This is a genomic window from Sphingomonas sp. PP-CE-3G-477, assembly GCF_003050745.1.
In the GTDB taxonomy this organism is placed as follows: Bacteria; Pseudomonadota; Alphaproteobacteria; order Sphingomonadales; family Sphingomonadaceae; genus Sphingomonas.
Map to the genome: position 1 here is coordinate 1,126,569 of NZ_QAOF01000001.1, position 17,067 is coordinate 1,143,635.

The 17,067-nt window shown below is 65.7% G+C and carries 13 protein-coding genes; 6 read left to right on the forward strand and 7 right to left on the reverse strand.

The annotated features are described in order from the left end of the window. Positions 1–55 precede the first annotated feature (55 nt). From C8J45_RS05180 to C8J45_RS05190, 3 genes are all read right to left on the reverse strand, one after another. Positions 56–1,855 carry a M14 family metallopeptidase gene (locus tag C8J45_RS05180; RefSeq protein WP_107962098.1) on the reverse strand — a complete coding sequence of 600 codons (1,800 nt, stop codon included), beginning with the start codon at positions 1,853–1,855 and terminating at the stop codon, positions 56–58. 12 nt (positions 1,856–1,867) lie between these two features. Next, positions 1,868–4,012, reverse strand: coding sequence for a TonB-dependent siderophore receptor (locus tag C8J45_RS05185; protein WP_107962099.1), 2,145 nt, complete (start codon positions 4,010–4,012; stop codon positions 1,868–1,870). 165 nt (positions 4,013–4,177) lie between these two features. Next, entirely contained in the window at positions 4,178–5,086 is a 909-nt protein-coding gene (locus tag C8J45_RS05190; RefSeq protein ID WP_107962100.1) for a LysR family transcriptional regulator, read from the reverse strand. 106 nt (positions 5,087–5,192) lie between these two features. On the opposite strand from C8J45_RS05190, the gene C8J45_RS05195 reads away from it, so the two are divergent. From C8J45_RS05195 to C8J45_RS05205, 3 genes are read left to right on the forward strand one after another with little or no spacing between them, the layout of a single operon-like run. Then, positions 5,193–6,395, forward strand: a complete 1,203-nt coding sequence (locus tag C8J45_RS05195) for an MFS transporter (protein ID WP_107962101.1) — start codon at positions 5,193–5,195, stop codon at positions 6,393–6,395. Continuing rightward, complete coding sequence (locus tag C8J45_RS05200) at positions 6,395–7,366, forward strand: LLM class oxidoreductase (protein ID WP_107962102.1); 972 nt, start codon at positions 6,395–6,397, stop codon at positions 7,364–7,366. The genes C8J45_RS05195 and C8J45_RS05200 overlap by 1 nt, the downstream gene beginning before the upstream one ends. Before the next feature lie 26 nt (positions 7,367–7,392). Next, positions 7,393–8,310 carry a hypothetical protein gene (locus C8J45_RS05205; RefSeq protein WP_107962103.1) on the forward strand — a complete coding sequence of 306 codons (918 nt, stop codon included), beginning with the start codon at positions 7,393–7,395 and terminating at the stop codon, positions 8,308–8,310. Positions 8,311–8,605: 295 nt separating this feature from the next. Here the strand turns inward: C8J45_RS05205 and C8J45_RS05210 are convergent, their stop codons facing one another. Both C8J45_RS05210 and C8J45_RS05215 read right to left on the reverse strand, forming a co-directional pair. Then, a complete protein-coding gene (locus tag C8J45_RS05210) occupies positions 8,606–9,073 on the reverse strand; it encodes a DUF1203 domain-containing protein (RefSeq protein WP_107962104.1) in 468 nt (155 codons plus the stop codon). A gap of 91 nt (positions 9,074–9,164) precedes the next feature. After that, positions 9,165–10,367 carry an MFS transporter gene (locus tag C8J45_RS05215; protein ID WP_107962105.1) on the reverse strand — a complete coding sequence of 401 codons (1,203 nt, stop codon included), beginning with the start codon at positions 10,365–10,367 and terminating at the stop codon, positions 9,165–9,167. 120 nt (positions 10,368–10,487) lie between these two features. Between C8J45_RS05215 and C8J45_RS05220 the strand changes: the two genes are divergently transcribed. Further along, positions 10,488–11,378 carry a LysR family transcriptional regulator gene (locus C8J45_RS05220; RefSeq protein WP_107962106.1) on the forward strand — a complete coding sequence of 297 codons (891 nt, stop codon included), beginning with the start codon at positions 10,488–10,490 and terminating at the stop codon, positions 11,376–11,378. Here C8J45_RS05220 and C8J45_RS05225 read toward each other — a convergent pair. Continuing rightward, on the reverse strand, positions 11,295–12,791 hold the full coding sequence (locus C8J45_RS05225) for a PLP-dependent aminotransferase family protein (protein ID WP_258191294.1): 1,497 nt from the start codon (positions 12,789–12,791) through the stop codon (positions 11,295–11,297). The two genes, C8J45_RS05220 and C8J45_RS05225, sit on opposite strands and share 84 nt — an antisense overlap. A 113-nt stretch (positions 12,792–12,904) precedes the next feature. Between C8J45_RS05225 and C8J45_RS05230 the strand changes: the two genes are divergently transcribed. Beyond that, positions 12,905–13,243, forward strand: a complete 339-nt coding sequence (locus tag C8J45_RS05230; RefSeq protein WP_181321095.1) for a UrcA family protein — start codon at positions 12,905–12,907, stop codon at positions 13,241–13,243. Continuing rightward, entirely contained in the window at positions 13,240–14,082 is an 843-nt protein-coding gene (locus C8J45_RS05235; protein WP_107962109.1) for a PhzF family phenazine biosynthesis protein, read from the forward strand. Before C8J45_RS05230 ends, C8J45_RS05235 begins: the two co-directional genes overlap by 4 nt. Before the next feature lie 152 nt (positions 14,083–14,234). Here the strand turns inward: C8J45_RS05235 and C8J45_RS05240 are convergent, their stop codons facing one another. After that, the gene (locus tag C8J45_RS05240; RefSeq protein ID WP_219907340.1) at positions 14,235–16,550 is read right to left on the reverse strand and encodes an adenosylcobalamin-dependent ribonucleoside-diphosphate reductase; all 2,316 of its coding nucleotides are present in this window, start codon (positions 16,548–16,550) and stop codon (positions 14,235–14,237) included. Positions 16,551–17,067 lie beyond the last annotated feature (517 nt).

Genomic DNA, 17,067 nt, shown 5'->3' on the forward strand with positions numbered 1-17,067 from the left:
GCTGCAGGGCTGGCCGAGGTGTCGTCCGGTGTGATCGCGCGCCGATGACGACTGCCTAAAGTTCCCGGCGGATGGGGTATGTCCGGTAAAATGCGCTACGATTGGGCAGCCGGGCCGTAAGCCATTCCAGGCGAGCCTCGGGCGAGGTTGCAAACGCCGGATCGGCCTTCAATTTCGTATCGAACGCGGCCCGTACCCGATCGTCTCGGGCGAGCAGCGCCTCGGCCAGCGGCGCGAGCACGAACGCTTCGGCGCCGGGCGGGGACGAGAGCATCTCCGGAAAGAAACCCCAGGCGAGGAACGAGTCCGGCGCTTCCGGCTCGAGCAGTGCGGCGGCCAGCAAGCCAAGCGGTTGATCGGACGGTACGCGGATCGTGCCGGCCGGGAGCGTTTCCGTCGCCGTTTCGTGCTGGAACGCTGCCTTCAATGGCAAACGGCCGTCCTGGGCGGGTTGAACGGCCGGGTTCTCCACGCGGGTACGGTCAAGCGTCAGGGTGCGTGGGGCCTCGATCGCGTCGAACCGAATGCCGTGCAGACGAAGGCGATCGAGCACCTCTGCCTGCTCCTTCGGCACCCACCAGGCGATCGGCAGCGTCACCGTCTTAACCGGCTCCTGACCGATGATCGGCATGCGGAAGGTAATGGGCTTGCCTGTCCAGCGCTGTTCCATGCGGCCCGTCGCCGGCGAAAGATATCGTTCGAACGCCACGCCCTTGAACGCGTCGATCCAGCCGATCGGCTGTGCTGCGCGCGTCCAACTCGTCAGCAGGGTGGCGGGGCGGCTGGCACGGTCGGTGGTCTTCGCCGCGACGATGCGATCCTTGTCCGTTGCCGCCAGCTTCAGGGCCGCTTCCAGCAGGACATAGGTTCCGAGTACGCGCTGCCGATAGGGTTTGAGCATGTGGTTTTCGACCAACACGGTCGGCACGCCGATGAAATCGCCGTAGCCGGTCGAGTATCGGGGCCCCTCGGGCGCCTGGCGGATACCGCTGGCCGGCTGACGCGTGTCGATGGGGCTGGGATACAGCGTCGGGATATGGCCGTCGCGTTCGAGCGCTGCGGTAACCGTCGGTCCGAAACGCCCCATCAACCAGTCGGCGGTAGCACGGTGATAGGCATAGCGGCCCCAGCCGGCATAGGTAAAGGTGATATCGTACTGCATGTCGAAGCCATCGCTGACATGACAGTCGACATAGAGGACCGGATCGAGCCGTTGCAGCAGCGCGATCATCGCGCGCGTTTCGGGCGCATCCGCCTTGGCATAATCGCGGTTGAGGTTGATGTTGCGGGCGTTGACGGCGAGGCCTTTCTCGCGCGGCCCGCGCAGCGCCGGGAAGTTCCAGCGGCTCTTCGCTTCGTGTCCGTCGATATTGTAGATCGGTACGAACACCAGATCGACCTCGTCCAGCAGCGACTCCTTCCCGCGCAGGGCGATGTCGCGCAGCAGCATCAGCCCTGCGTCCTTCCCGTCGATCTCGCCGGCATGAATACCGGCCTGGACGAGGACAACGGGTTTGCGCGAACCGCCCTTGCTTGCACGCACCATGAGCATATCGCGCCCCTGACTCGTACGTCCGAACGTCTCGATCGAAATAACCGGCGAGGCGGCATCGAGCCGCTCCAGCCATGCGCGGGTCTGGCCATAGCTTGGCGACGTCGCAAAGCCGGTGCGTTCGGCCGGCGTAATCCAAGGATCGTCCTTGGTGACGATCAGCCGCTCGCTCGTCCCCGACCAGCGAGATGCCGGCGGCAGGACGGACGCGGGAAGTTCGGGACTCTGCGACGCCTGCTGCGCTTGCACGACAGGCGCGGCCAGGACGGCGAAGATGATCGACAGGAAGGATGGCAAGCGCATGGTGATCTCGATTCAGAAGCTCGTGCGCACGCCGATCGTCGCGGTGCGCGGCGCGCCCGGCTGAACCCAGACGGGCGAGTAGCTGTTGGCATACCAATGTTCGTCGAACAGGTTGGTGACGGAGCCGAACAGCTGCACCCCGTCGATGATGTCGAGTTGGCCGAAAACGCGGAAAAGCGTGTGTGACGGCAGCGTGAAATCGGTGGCCGTCTCGCCGTTGCGCTTCCCGACATATTGCAGACCTGCTCCGAGTAGCGCGCCGCGTCCTTGAAGGCTGAAACGCTTCACTGCCTGCATGTTCACGTTATGCTTGGGGATGTTGATGAGCGGGTCGCCCGGCTCGATCTGGAACGAGAAATTCGTATCCAGCACGCGCGATCGTGCCTCGGCATGCGTGTAGGCATAGCTGAGAAGCACGTCGACGCCCCCCGGAAGACGGCCGTTGAGATCCGCTTCGATGCCCCGGCTGCGTGCCTTGCCGATCGCAACGGAGAAACCGGGGTTGAGCGGATCGGTCGCAAGAACGTTGGTTTTCGTAAGCTGATACGCCGCCAGCGTGCCGGTCAGCTTGCCGCCCAGCGCCGTCAGCTTCACGCCCGCTTCGATCGACCTGCTCGTTTCGGGTTCGAACACGTTGCCGCTGGCGTCTGCACCGATATTGGCGCGGTAGCCTTCGCCGTACGCGGCATAGAGCGAGACGGGTGTGCTCACCGCGTAGACGATGCCGGCCTGTGGACTGAGGCGGCTACGGCTGCGTCGACCGAGCACGGAGGTTAGACGATTGTCCACCCGCAGCAGAAAATCGTCGTACCGCCCGCCAACGCGGACCTGCAGCCGGTCCGTCAGGCTGATCTGGTCCTGCAGATAGGCGCCCATCGTGCGCTGGATATCCAGACGGTTGGTGATCGGCGCGGTTACGGGCGGAGGGTATCGGCCATAGACCGGGTTCTGGAGGTCCAGCACATAGCCCGCCTGGTCCGTCGTGGTGGCCGTGACGACCGGCCCGCGATACCGGGTGAAAAGCTGGTCGGTGTCGAAATAATCGAAATCGCCACCCAGCAGGATACGGTGACGCAGCGTGCCGGTGCGGAACTCACCCGCAAGCTCGGCACGCAATACGCTGTGCTCAGAGGTGTAGCGACGCGAGCGACGCTGGCGCGACAGCGACCGGCCGTCGACGTAGAGCTTCTGGCGCGAGCGAAGCGTTTCGGCGTCGGAGGACAAGCTCGTCAGGAGCGTGTCGCGGTGGCTGGCGCCGACCGACAGGCTCCAGCGGTCGTCGAAGTCGTGTTGCAGGCGCAGTTGGTGGCCCGTGGCGCGCGCCACGGTATCACCGTCGCTCGGCTCGCCCAGGAACCGCGAGCGTGGCACCGTGTCGAAATTGTTGTTCAGAACGACGATCCCGCGATCGAATGGCACCTCGACCCGTGTCCACTCGAAGTCGTAGGTCAGGCGCGTCGCGTCGCCCAGCTTCAGGCCGATCGACGGCAGGAACCCCCAGCGCTTCTGCTGCACGGTATCACGGAAACTATCCCCGCTCTCGGCGTAGCCGATAAGCCGTGCAGACAGCGTGTCGGTGAGCGACACGTTCGCATCACCCTCGGCGCGAACCGTGTCGAAGCTGCCATATTGCAGCGATGCGGTGCCGAAAGTGCGGCCCAGTTCGGCCTGTTTCGTTACCAGGTTGATCGAGCCGCCCGGTTCTCCGCGTCCGAGCACCGCGGCGGCCGGGCCCTTCAAGACTTCGATGCGCTCGATCCCCGCCACGTCGCGCTGGCCGCTGAAGCCACGCCCGGCATTGAAGCCGTTGACCAGATAGCCGCTGGGCAGGTTCTCATCGCCGGCAAATCCGCGGACGGCAAAACTGTCCCACAGGCCGCCCAACGTGTTCTGCCGCACGACCGACGCATTCAGGTCCAGCGCGTCGGTCAGCCGTAACAGGGTGTTCTGTTCGAGCACCTTGGCGTCGATCGTCGCGATCGCTTGCGGGATCTCACGCAGCGCGAAGTTGCCGCGATACGGCTGGCGCACGCCGGTAACCGTAATTTCCTCACGCTCGCGATCGACGCGGGTATCGTCGTCCGACTGGGCGAGCGCCGGCGAGCAGGTCAGCATGATGGCAATGGGAAAGGCACCAGCCTTCGAGGCGGTACGCATGGACTGGCGTAAAATGATGATCCCCCTTCGGCAGTTAAGCAGGGGCGCCACCCGTGCGTCCCGTCGCGAGCGCCTATGGGGGATATGATGTAACATCGTCAATGATATCTTGTTACATTTAGCCTCCGTGTGTCACGGAGGGAGTGAACGCTCGAACCTCGGCCGTCACTCGATCCGCAAACCCTCGGTCAGGGTCTTGAGGAGCGCGTCGACCTTTGGGGTAAGCTGGCGGCTCCTTCTCCAGACAAGGTGCAGCGGCAAGCCGACGGTCGCCAGTTCCGGGAGAATCTCGACGAGTTCGCCGCGGTCGAGTTCGTCCTTGATCAGCCATGTCGCGAGTTGGGCGATTCCGAACCCTGCCTTCACGGCGCCGACCTGCGCCTCGGCGCTGCCCAGGACGATGCGGGCCTCTACCAGGTGCTCTTCGACTTGGCCGCCTTCGCGGGCAAACCGCCAGTTGATGGTGCTGCCATCGCCGCGACCGTAAAGGATGCAGTCGAACTCGCCGAGCGCAGCGGCGCTGGCGGGCGTTCCGCGGCGGTCGAGATAGGCGGGGGCGGCGCAGACGATGACGCGTTCGCTGCCGAGATAGCGGTGACCGAGATTGTCCGGCCAGGGCTCCGACGCGCCGATCCGGATCGCGACGTCGACGCCCTCCTCGACGATATCGATCTTGCGGTCGGTGAAGGTGATGCTCGGGCGCAGGTTCGGGTGGCGTTCGGCAAAGGCGAGCAGCAGCGGCATCGCCTGCATCCGGCCGAACGCGATCGGCACGTTGACCTTCAGCCGCCCGACGATCTCCGAGCGATGCGCGGCCAGTACCGCTTCGGCATCGGCGAGGTCCCCGAGCACGCGGACGCACGTCTCGTAGAACGCCGCGCCGACGTCGGTCAGCGTCAGGCGACGCGTGGTACGTTCGAACAGCCGGCTGCCGAGCCGCGCCTCGAGCCGCGCGACGCTCTTGCTGACCGCCGAGTTGGTCAGGTTCAGGCGCACGCCGGCCGCAGTGAAACTGCCGGCGTCAGCGGTGCAGACAAAGGCTTCGATACCCTTGAGGCGTTCGGACGGGATCATGGCTGACTATCCATTGTGGAATTACTGTCGCGCCATGCACGAATTAATGCCGCACGACGCGTGTTTTCGTCGCGCGTAGAGAGGCCGCCATTCAGGAGCCTTGCCAATGTCGTCCCCCAGCCAACCGATCCACGCCACACCACCCGGCACCAAGTCCGCCGGCCACGGCCTCGCCGTGCTGTTGCTGGCGATCTCGGCGTTCGTGATCGTCACGACCGAGTTCATCATCGTCGGGCTGTTGCCAAGCCTCGCGCGCGAGCTCGACATCTCGATCACAGTTGCGGGGCAGCTCGTGACGCTGTTCGCGTTCACGGTGATGCTCGCCGGACCGTTCCTGACCGCGATGCTGTCGCATTTCGAGCGCAAGCGGCTGTTCGTCGTGATCCTCGTGATCTTCGCCGCCGCCAACGCGCTCGCGGCGGCCGCGCCGGACATCTGGGTACTGGGCCTTGCGCGGTTCCTGCCGGCACTCGCACTCCCGGTGTTCTGGGGCACGGCGAGCGAGACCGCGGGCGAACTGGCGGGACCGGAGAAGGCGGGCAAGGCCGTTGCCAACGTCTATCTCGGCATTTCCGGTGCGATGGTGCTCGGTATTCCGCTCGGCACGCTCGCATCGACTGCTTTCGGCTGGCGCGGGACGTTCTGGGGGCTGTCGGGGCTGTCGCTGCTGATGGCGGTACTGCTGCTCGTCGTGATGCCGACGCTGGCACGCCCTGCGCGTGTCAGGCTGGCCGAACAGGCGCGGATCCTGAGGGACCCGTATTTCCTTGGCAACGTCGTGCTGTCGGTCATCGTCTTCACCGCGATGTTCACCGCCTACACCTATCTCGCCGACACGCTCGAGCAGATCGCGCACATCCCGGCGGGGCAGGTCGGCTGGTGGCTGATGGGCTTCGGCATCGTCGGTCTCGCCGGCAACTGGCTGGGCGGGCAGTTCGTCGGTCGCGGGCCGCTGCTGGTGACGGCGATCACGTCGCTGGTGCTTGCAATCGGCATGGCCGCGACGACCCTGGTCGCAGGCTCGCACGTCTGGCTCGTGGTCGCGCTCGCCATTTGGGGCATCGCCAACACCGCGCTCTACCCGATCTGTCAGGTGCGCGTGATGCAGTCGGCGAGCCATGCACAGGCACTGGCCGGCACGCTCAACGTCTCGATGGCCAATGCCGGGATCGGGCTTGGCGCGATCATCGGCGGGTCGGTGATCCAGCATATGGGCCTCGGCGCGGTCGGCTATGTCGCCGCCGCGATTGCGATCCTCGCCGTGCTGGTCACGCCGGTGGTGAGCCGGCTGAAGGCCCGGAGCGCGTAATGACGGATGCTCTCGCACCGGATCTGGCCGGACACGCCGCCTATGCGCGCGTGTTTCAGCCCGGCCGGCTGACGCTGGGGTTCATCGCCCCGCTCGAAGCCTATCCGAACGCGCCATGGCCGACACTCGCGGATCATGCGGCGCTGGCGCGGAAAGTCGATGCGCTCGACTTCGCGGCGATCTGGCTGCGTGACGTGCCGTTCTATGACCCGAGCTTCGGCGATGTCGGGCAGATCCTCGATCCGATGGTCTATGCCGGCTGGCTCGCGGCGCAGACCACGCGCATCGCGATCGGTACGGCGGGGATCGTCCTGCCGCTGCGCGATCCGCTGATCGTCGCCAAGCAGGCGGCGAGCGTCGACCAGTTGGCGGGCGGGCGGTTCCTGCTTGGCCTTTCGACCGGCGACCGCCCGTCCGAGTTCGCGGCGTTCGACAGCGATCTCGGCAACCGTCCCGATCGTTACCGCGATGCGATCGACGTCATTCGCGCGGCGACCGAACAGTCGTTCGCTCGTCATGCTTCTCGCCACTACGGCACGCTCGACGGCTCGATCGACCTGTTACCGAAGCCGGTCGGACCGCGACTGCCGATCCTTGCGATCGGACGGGCCGGGCAGACGCTGGAGTGGCTCGGCGAGAACACCGACGGCTGGATCTGGCATCTGAGCGACCCTCGGCGGTTGCCCGATGTGCTCACGCGCTGGCGAGTGGCGACGGCCGGCAGGGCGTACAAGCCATTTGGCTATGGCGCGATGTTCGACCTGCTGGCCGACCCCGATGCACCCCTGGCGTATGCCGCGGGCGGGATCAGGAGCGGCCGCAACGCGCTGATCGAGCTCTGGAAACGCCAGCGCGACGAGGGTGTCGCGCATGTCGCACTCAACCCCAAGCCCTCCCGGCGCCCGTTCGCGGACGTCGCCGACGAACTCGCGACGCATGTCCTGCCGCATTTCCCGACGGACGCGCGTTGAACCCCCTCACCGACAGGATCACCCCCATGCCCAAAGTTTCGACCACCACCGACTATGCGACGCGCGACGACAGCATCGCGATCAACAGCTATACGACGGTGCTGCGCCGTCCCCGCGTGCCGCACGACGTGTTCGCGACCTATTGGCGCGACGTTCACGGCCCGCTTTGCTCGCGCATCCCGGGTCTCGCCTGGTACGTCCAGAACCATCTGAACCGCGAGCAGGACGCGCATCTCTGGCCGGCGATCGACGGCATCGCGCCGTTCGCGGACTATGAACTCGATGGCGGCGTCGAGATCGGCTTCGCCTCGAAGGCCGACCAGGACGTCTTCAACGCGGCGAGCCACATCCTGTTCGCCGACGAGCAGAACATGTTCGCCGCCACCGTCGCCTATGCGCTGCCCAACGGATCGCGCACGCTGATCGACCGCATCGCCGACCCGATTCCCAATGGCGACGACGGCTTCGACCGCATCCACGTCCACTTCGGCGCGGCGGGCAACGACGCCGAGACGTTCGGCACCTACATGACCGAATTCGCCGAGACGCTCGCTGCCGACCAGGCGGTGCTGAAGTTGCGGCTGCACCTGCCGGACCGGTACGACAACGCCGAGCCCGCGCCCCCAGCGCCCAACGTCGATCACCTCGTACCTGACGAGCGTGCGTTGATTGCGGTGATGGAACTGGCATTCGAAAGCCCGCTGACACGCCGCCCGTTCTTCGAGTCCGACACCTTCAAGGCAACGCAGGCCGCGCAAAAGGCGCACATCGCGCATGTCTCGGCATTCGCGGTCAGCGGCGTCTACACCTACGTCCGCGACAGGCAGCTGACCACCGCAGGCTTGCGGGGGAGCCGTCAGGGGCAGTTGATCGAGCGGCTCGGCGCCAACAATCAGATCGCAGCCGACGTGCGCGAGTTGATGCGGACGGGTTCGGTCAGCTGAGCATGCGGCACGGTTGAATAGTCTGGGGCGGGATGGCTGCGATCGATATCGTGCGGCAATCCCGCTGGCACCGGCTGCCTTCGGTGAAGTACGGTTAGCTCAGAGCGGAGAGATCGGACGCCGATTCGCAGAGCAGGTGAAACCCTCCAGCTGGGCATCGAGAGCACGATACTCTTTCTGCAAACACGGTCCTGAACTTCTCGAAGTGTGATCGCGTAAACCAGCGATCGATCGTCGCACACGCATCGTCACGATCACGCGAGCATCGGTAGCAGCACCGGTAATCCGCTGCTCGTCACGACCGGACGATGCGCGCGGCGTAGCAGCCTGGCTTTGCGTAATGCGCGTGCAGATAGGCCGTTTCCCGGTTCGCGAAAAAGCGTGCGATCAGGGCTGCCAGCTCGGTACCCTCCGCAAGATCTGCGTCGATCATGGCGCCCGATGCGTCGAACGCGCGCAGCGAGATCGTCCGGATGCGAAGCACGTCGGGAATGGTGTCGAGCAGGTCCGACGCATGCTCGGCGCCTTCGCGGATGTAGATCGCATGGCGTGACCGGTAGGGAGTATCTGCCGGCTGATGCTCGAAGTTGAGGAGGATCGCCGTCTCGCCGATATCGAGATCGCGCATTTCGATGCGATCGGGAAAGCCGGGCTTGCCGTCGACGACGTGGCGCTGGGCGCCAAGGCGCGTCAACGCGGTGTCGGAGAGCCCGAACAGATGACTGAACTGGCTGGGGTCGAGACCCTGGATACGGAACGCCATATGCTTTGATCCTGCTGTTGAAGCAGCCTGCTCGCAGAACCGGAGCGTCGCCGCGTCCCGAACCTTGCGGCTGAACTAGTTAACGCCGTGCTCAAATCGGTGCGGCGGACGGAAAGCCGTGCCGTCGGGCAGTCAGCACGATTACCAGGCACGGTACCAGGAGGATGCACAGGCTCCACGGCAATACGCGGGCACCGCGCGTCTCGAGAAGATACCCGCCGATGAGCCCGCCGCCAGCGATTGCGATGTTCCAGGCGGTGACGATCATCGACTGTGCGACGTCGGCGGCCGTGCCCGCAGCATGGGTCGACGCCGTCTGGAACAGCGTGGCCGCGCCGCCGAATGCAAGGCCCCAGACCAGCACCCCAGCATAGATCGCCGGTGCGGTGGTGCCGACGCCGAGCAGGATTGCACCGCCAAGGAAGATCATGACGCTGGCGATGCTGAGCCCTCGCAGCCAGCGGTCGATCCGTACGCCGACCACCCAGATGCCGCCGAACGCGGCGATACCGAACGCAAGCAAGATCCGGTCGACCTGACCGGCCAGTCCTGCGCCTTGAAGATAGGACGCGATGTAGGTGTAGAGGATGTTGTGCGCGAGTACGAAGGTTAGCGTGACGAACAGGATCGGGCGGATACCCGGCATCGTCAACACGCGACGCAAGGAGGGACGGTCGCCACCGGTCTCGCCAGCGAAGTCGGGGACTTTCCACAGCGTCCATCCGATTAGCGCCACGCTGAGCGCGGTCATGATGCCGAAGCTGACCCGCCATCCGACCGTGCCGCCAAGGAACGTCCCCGCGGGCACGCCAAGCGACAGAGCGATCGGCGTGCCCACCATCGCGACCGCGATCGCGCGGCCCGCCTGATGCGGGGCGACCATGCGCGTGGCGTAGCCGGCGAGCAGTGCCCAGAGCAGCCCAGCCGAGACGCCCGCCAGGAAGCGCGCACCCATGATGACCGCATAATCGCTCGATACCGCGGTGACCGTGTTGACCACCGCAAAGCCGGTGATCGCGCCGAGCAGCAACGGTCGCCGCCGCATCGACCGGGTCGCAGCAGTCAGCGGGATCGCCGCCATGAGCGAGCCGATCGCGTAGATCGTCACGAGCTGACCGGTCATGGCCTGGGTTATGTGCAGATCCCGGCTGATCTCCCGGAGGAGCCCGGCGGGAAGGGCTTCGGTGAGGATCGTGATGAACCCCGCGGTCGCGAGCGCGAGCAGCCCGGACAATGGGAACGGGGCTGGCCTAGCCTCACGGGCCGTGGTGCTGAAGGTAAGGGCTTCGGGCATGCAATTCTCCCGACGTCGCATTGCGCGGCGTCGCAGTCCCGCCTAGCGCGGATGGTATCGGGGAAAATCAGGCATGGACGATCGACAGAGCGGACAAACATTCCGTAATAGCCTGCGCTGATGGACAAGCTTGGAGCGCTGCGCGCTTTCGTCCAAGCAGCCGAAACACGCAGTTTCGTCGAAGCCGGGCGACAGCTCGGGCTGTCCGCATCGGCGATCGGCAAGGCGATTGCGCGGCTGGAAGAGGGGCTCGCGATCCGCCTGTTTCACCGCAACACGCGGGGCATGGCGCTGACCGAGGAGGGCGCGGCGTACCTCGATCGATGCCGCAAGATCCTGTCCGATCTCGATGATGCCGAAGCAGGGCTTCGGGCGGGTGCGACCAGCCCCAGCGGGATGCTGCGCGTCAGCCTGCCGATCGTCGGCATGTTGCTGATGCCCGCGATCTCCAGCTTCATGACCGCCTATCCCGACATCCGTCTCGATATCGACTTCACCGAGCGACTGGTCGACGTGATCGAGGAAGGGTTCGACGTGGTCATCCGCACCGGCGAGGGCGGCGACAGCCGGCTGATGAGCCGCAGGATCGGCGGCTTTCGCCACGCGATCGTCGCGTCGCCCGCTTATCTTGCGCGTCGCGGAACGCCGGTACTGCCCGCCGATCTGACCGCGCATGCCTGCCTGCTGCACCGCTATCCGAATACGGGTAAATTCGAGCGCTGGCCTATCGAGATCGACGGCATGGCGGTGGACCCACCGCTGGCGGTCCGTGCATCGGCCAGCACGATCGAGCCGCTGGTCGATATGGCGGAGGCCGGTTTCGGGATCGCCTGTCTGCCAGACTTCGCGGTCTCGCGGGCGGTCGAGACCGGCACGCTGACGACGGTGCTGGATCGCCATGTCGGCACGCGCGGCGTGTTCAAGGCGCTATGGCCGTCGAGCCGCCACGTTGCGCCGAAGGTCCGGGTGTTCGTCGATCACATGGCGGACAACCTGTTCCGTCAGGGGTGAGCGAGATCGTTGGCGGATGGCGTGTCGACAGGCCTCGCCCAGAAACGCGAACAGCGCTTCGTCGTCGCACATCGACACGTTGAACCTCACATAATCGCTCCAACCGCCACTGGTGCTGAACACGTTGCCAGGCGCGAGCACGATATTTTGCGCCAACGCGGCACGGGCTAGCGCGACCGCGTCCATCCCGTCCGGGAGTTGCGCCCAGAGAAAGATCCCGGCGTCGGGCTCGATCCACGGTTCGATTCCGACCGCGCGGAGTCGCTTCGCCGTTCGCGCCATCGCGCGTGAGAGCCGGGCACGGACCGTCTCGACATGCCGGCGATAGCTGCCGTCGGTCAGAACGCCGTGCAGCAGGTCCGCCGAGAGCGGGTTGCCCGACATCGACGTCGCGATGCGGAGGTCGGCAAGCGCCTCGATCCAGTCGGGGCGGGCGACGATATGCCCGCAGCGGACGGCGGCGGAGAGCGATTTGGAGAAGCTGCCGATCCGGATCACGCGGTCGAGCCCGTCGAATGCAGCGAGCCGCGGCGCGACGATGTGTTCGAAATCGGCGAAGATGTCGTCCTCGACGACGACCAGGTCATGCGCTTCTGCGAGCTTCAGCAGCTTGTGTGCGGTCGCCGCCGCCAGCGTGGCGCCGGTCGGGTTATGGACAGCGGAATTGGTCAGGTAGAAGCGCGGGCGGTGCTCCGCGAGCGCGGCTGCGAACGCCGCAACGTCCGGCCCGGTCGGCGTCATCGGGACGCCGACCACCTTGACGCGGTGCGCGCGCAGCAGGGCGAGAAAGTTGAAATAGCACGGATCGTCGACCAGCACGGTGTCGCCGGGTTCGAGCAGGAAGCGGCAGACGAGATCGAGCGAATGCGTGCTGCTGTCGGTCAGCAGGATCTGGTCGGGCGCGGCGTCGATGCCCTGTGCGGCGAGCCGTCTGGCGAGCAGCGCGCGCAACGGCAGCGATCCCTGCGGTGAGGCATATCCGGTCAGCACGCCATCGCGCGTACCCCGTCCGGCGGCGCGCAGCCCCTTGCGGATCGCATCGCCCGCGAGCCAGTCGTCGGGTAGCCAGCCGCATCCAGGCATCAGTCGCTTGCCACCTTCGCTTGACGACTGGTTTGCAAGCGACTGGCGCAGCATCCACAGCGGATCGACCTCGCGCTCGACCGCGCTACCGAGCCGGTCGAGCGCGAGCGGGGCAAGCGGCGAGGCGACATAGAAGCCCGAACCCGGCCGCGACCGGATCGTGCCATCTGCGGCCAGCCGGTCATACGCCTCGACCACGGTGGATTTGGAGAACCCGATCGTCTCGGCCATCGCACGCACGGAGGGCAGGCGCGCGCCGGGCGTCAACGTCCGCCGTTCGATCCGGTCGCGGATGACGTGCATGACCTGTCCGGTCCGTGTGTCCTGCATGTTCGTTGCCATCGTACCGTTCTCTCGACCAATACAGTTCGGCCCGATCGTACGCATCCGTCCCTGTCATGGCCAGCCGCAATTCGGCATCGGTCATCGCACAGGAGGCTATCATGAAGACTATCGTTCCCGTTGCATCGATCCTTGCCGCGCTATCCACGCCGGGCATGGTGCAGGAGGTGAAAATCGGTCCCGCCCGTTACGCCGTCGCGGTGGCGCGTGCCGATGTGTCAGCGACCACGCCGGCGTCGGCGCGTCGTGCACTGAATCGTATCGGTCGTGCGGCGACGGCAGCATGCGGCGGTGCCGGCGGCAGTCTCCGCGAAGTGACTAGGGCAGTCGAAGCCACGGCCTGCTGGCGCGAGGCGGTCGACGGCGCGGTCCGTGCGGTCGATGCGCCGCTGCTGTCGCAGGCTTGGCAAGACCACCACGTATCGGAGAACCGCTCATGACCAGATTTTTCAAGCTCGTCGATGTGTTCGGCACCGATCCGTTCACCGGCAATCCGCTCGCCGTCATCGCCGATGCCGAAGGGCTTTCCGCGGACGAGATGCAGCGGATCACGCGCTGGCTCAATCTTTCGGAAACCACCTTCCTGCTGCTACCGACCGACCCGCTCGCCGACTACCGCGTCCGTATCTTCACGCTCGCACGCGAACTACCGTTCGCGGGACATCCGACGCTCGGTACGTGCCATGCGTGGCTGGAGGCAGGGGGCGTTCCGAAACGCGACGGCATGGTCGTGCAGGAATGCGGCGTCGGTCTGGTCGATGTCCGTCGCGACGGCGATCGGCTCGCGTTCGCCGCGCCACCGCTGATCCGCAGCGGCGCACCGACCGAGACGGAGATCGCGGAAGTGGCCGACCTGTTGCGGATCGACCGGGCCGCGATCGTCGACGCGCAATGGGTCGACAACGGACCGGGCTGGATCGCGGTCATGCTTGCTTCGGCTGCGGAGGTGCTGGCGGTCGATCATGCGCGCCATCACACCCGTCGTATCGACATCGGTATCGTCGGCCCGCACCCGGCCGGCAGCGATGTCGCGTTCGAGATCCGCGCGATCTTCAGCGACGCGCACGGCGCGCTGATCGAGGACCCGGTCTGCGGCAGCCTGAACGCGTCGGTCGGGCAATGGCTGTTCGCCAGTTGTCGTGCGCACGATCGCTACGTCGCCGCGCAAGGGTCGTGCATCGGCCGCGATGGACGGGTGAGCGTCTCGCAGGACGAGAACGGACAGGTCTGGGTAGGCGGCCGGACGATGACGATGTTCGACGGACAGCGCCGAGAGTAGCGGTCAACGCCGAGCGCGATGGAGCTGGCAGGTTCCGCCTCGTCCTCTCGGAGCATGATGCTTCTCCGTTAACGGTAGTTGCCGAGGGTGTGGGAACACCCTCGGCGATCGTCAGCGGCTTCGATAGTCATTTACGCGTGGGCAAAGCGTGCTCACCCGCATTTGCTGTACCCGCACTGATAGCAGGTCAGGCATCCCTCGAGCATGTGCGCGGTGTGGCGCTTGCAGCTTGGGCATTGTTCGCCAGTCGCCTCCAACGCGAGCGCTGGTTCGGGCTCCGAATGCTGGCGCAGGATGCGGCCGATCAGGGCGATCAGGCTGGGGGCGTAGCTACCCTTGGTTTCGTGATCGAGACGTACGAGCGCGCCACCCTTGGGGGAATGGACGCGTTCCAGCTCCTCGAACAGGAAGGTCGCATCGCCGCGCCGGCACGCGGCCGACAACGTCCGGGTAAGCGCCGCCATCGTCTCGAAATTCTCGACCGAGCTGGTCGAGATGAAGATTTCGAAGGGCACGCGGCGACCGTCGGGATGCACATAGTCGTTGATGGTCAGGTAGTAATTCTCGCCATCGATCGGCCACTTGATCTTCACCGTCTTGCCGCTCAGCACCTGCGGGCGGGTCAGTACGTCGGACGTCGAGGCCGACGGCGGCGCGACGACCGGTTCGGCTTCGGTCGAGTCGCTCTTCACCGACAATACGGACCCGCGAATGCCGCTCGGGCGATAGGTCGTGCAGCCTTTCATGCCTTCGCGATACGCGGTCAGATAGACCTCGCGGAACGCCTCGTACGGCATGTCGGCAGGGCAGTTGATGGTCTTCGAGATCGCCGCATCGACCCACGCCTGTGCCGCGGCGGCGACGGCGATGTGATCGTCGACCGACAATTCGAGCGCGGTGACCATATAGTCGGGCAGCGCGGCGGCAGGGTCGAAGCCCGGCATCCGGCTGTAGAGATACCAGCCGTAATCCTGCACCTCGAAGCGTTCGAGCATCTGGTCGGTCGCGGTCTGTTCGATCACGACGGCGCGATCGTAATGCCAGCTGAAGGTCGGTTCGACGCCCGAGCTGACGTTGCCGTAGAAGATCGACGTCGTGCCGGTCGGCGCCAGCGTCAGCAGCACGCCGTTGCGGATACCGTAGGTGCGGATGTCGGCGACGAGGTCGGCCGGCAGCTTGGTCAGGAACGGCGCGCGGGCGAACGCTTCGGTGTCGTAGGCCGGGAAGGTGCCACGTTCGCGCGCGAGCGCCACCGACGTGCGGTAGGCTTCGATCGCGATCGCCTTGCCGATATCCTCGACCAGCGCAGCCGCCGTACGGCCATAGCGCACGCGCATCTGCTGCAGCAGATTGCCGAGGCCGGTATAGCCGAGGCCGATGCGGCGCTTGGCAAGTGCCTCGGCGCGTTGTTCGGGAGTCGGGAAGGGCGACGTGTCGAGGACGTTGTCGAGGAACCGGACGCCGACCTGGACCGCGCTACGCAGCCTGTCCCAGTCGACCGCCGCGTCGGGCGTGAACGGGTTCAGCACCATGTTGGCGAGGTTCACATGGCCAAGGTCACAGTCGCCATTGGGCGGCAGAGGCTGCTCGCCGCACGGGTTGGTCGCGGCGATCGTCTCGCAATAGTTCAGGTTGTTCAGCCGGTTGACACGATCGATGAAGATTACGCCGGGCTCGGCATAGTCATAGGTCGTGCGCGTGATCAGGTCGAACAGCTCGGCGGCGGGCAGCCGGCGATAGACGTACCAGGGACGGCCGTCCTTCTCGCCGACCGCAACATGCTCGCCGTCCGCACGCGGCACGTGGAAGCCCAGGTCCCAGTCCGCGCCCGCCTCCAGTGCCGCCATGAAATCGTCCGTTACCGTCACGGACACGTTGAAGTTCTTCAGAAAATCCTTGCGCGTCTTGGCCGAAACGAACGCCAGCACATCGGGATGCCAGACCGGCAGCACGCCCATCATCGCGCCGCGCCGCGATCCACTCGACCGGATCGTGACGCACATCCCGTCCCACATCGCCATGAACGGGATCACGCCCGACGAGATCGATCCGGTGCGGCCGACGACCGCGCCGTCGGGGCGCAACGTGCCGAAATCCATGCCGATGCCGCCGCCCTGCTGCTGCGTGAACGCCGCGACGTTGAGCGCTGGCATGATCCCCACGCCGGGCAGGCCGGGTTCGCTGTCCATCGAATCCTGGATCGTCGGGCTGACGAAGCAGTTGATCCACGTGACCCGCTTGGTCGTGCCGGCACCGGCGAAGATACGGCCGCCCGGTACCCAGTCACGGGCTTCCAGTGCTGCAAGCGCCTTCGCCGCCTGTGCGGCATCGTCGTTCGCATAGACGCCGCCGACGACGCGCGCGAACGTGTCGGACGGCGTCGCTTCGCTCCCGTGGCGGTACTTCTCGCGCCAGATATGGACGGTAACGGGCTGATCGAGCGGACCCATGGCGGTGTCGGAAGTCATAGACGAACCTTCGGTAATCAGACGGGCCAGCGTTCGACATACCCTCTCGTGGGGACGGAAATGGCCTCCGCCAATCTATGGGTCCAAAAATCGCTCAACGCAACATCTGGTGTGCTCCGCCTGCTTAAAACGCCACAGCTATGTATTAGTCCGTTGAAGACACTGGCTTGTTCACTCGCCTGATCCAATCGGCGAGGGGCCGGCATCGAGCCGCGAAACCGGCCGCTCGCATGCCGCTTGGTCCTTGGGTCGGCAACACGGCGGGATACGGTCTGTCCTTGCTGCCAAAATGATAATAAAGCGTCCACCGAGACGTTGCGGCAGCCGCGACGATCGTGTCGACGTATGCGTCGGCAAACCTTGTCGGCGAATCTACCGTCTCGACCATGATGAGCCCGCGGCGGTTACGATCGCCAAAACCGGCTCGCACGGCAAGGTTTCGGCGGTTCCGGCCGACGGGGGAGGCAGTTTCACAGGCGCAACCCCAGTCTGGGTCGCCAGCTTCACTACGCAAGGT